The organism is Acidovorax sp. A1169, assembly GCF_030704685.1.
Taxonomy (GTDB): domain Bacteria; phylum Pseudomonadota; class Gammaproteobacteria; order Burkholderiales; family Burkholderiaceae_C; genus Acidovorax.
The window spans coordinates 1-966 of the sequence record NZ_JAUZDX010000068.1 but is presented as its reverse complement, the minus strand read 5'-3'; the positions used below and the strand labels follow the sequence as shown (position 1 = coordinate 966).

Genomic DNA, 966 nt, shown 5'->3' with positions numbered 1-966 from the left:
AGGGTTGGTGCTGCCGGTGATGACGAGCGGCACGTTGGGGTTGAAGCCGATCCCTGCCGTGGGCTTCAAGATCTGCACCGACAGTGGCTCATTGGGCCCCAGGGTGGCGTAGAACACCTGGCCGGCATTGGTCAGCTCGGGGTTGTTGCCGGTCACGCGCTCGATGCGGAACCCCAGTTCTGCCAGGGCCGCAGAGCCTGTGGACGTACCGGACAGGCCTTCGGCCGACAGCCCCACACCGGTGGGCACGCTGACGGAGACGATGGAATGGCCATCGGCTGCCTTGACGATAGGGATGTCGGCCAGCGGAGTGGGTGTGCCTGCGGTATCGGGCCGGGTGGGCAGTACCACCGGCACGGTGATGATGGAGGAGCCGCCGGGGCCGGGCTCGGTGGTGACGGGCACGCCGTCGATGGTGGTGGCCGGTGGGGTGCCGCCGCCTGAATCGACTGCAATGGCAGTGCTGACCACCGTGGTGGTGTTGTTCAGTACCGCCGACGCAATGCCGTCACTGACGCTGATCGTGAACGTGGTGGTCTCGGTTGCCCCCGGAGCCACACGACCCACTGCCGGTTTGAACACCAGGGCCCGAAGCGCGGCCTGAATGGCCGCAGGAGTGCCTGCCGCATGGGTGTACGTGAGCCCGCCATCGGCGGTGGAGAAACCCGAGGCCGTGAGCGAGGCCGCAGTGAACGCCCCCTTGGCGGCCGTGTCCAGCGTGATGATCACCGTCTCCGACGCGCCCACATCCGGGTCGGTGATGACGATGCCCGCGAACGGCGAAACCGTCGCGTTGTCGTTGACGGCCTGTCCCGCCACTACCCCACTCACGGCAGGCGCCACATTGTTGCCAGAGACCGTGATCGAGTTGCCAAACAGGTCCGCAATCACCACGGCCGTGGCCGCACCCGTATTCCAGTCCTCCAGCAGGCCCAGGTTGTAGGTGGTGGTGTCGGTGGAGCTGGA

The 966-nt window shown here is 66.8% G+C and carries 1 pseudogene; it reads right to left on the bottom strand.

Going from position 1 to position 966, the window contains the following annotated elements:
- A pseudogene (locus QYL93_RS31850) lies at positions 1–966 on the bottom strand (hypothetical protein); the annotation flags it as partial.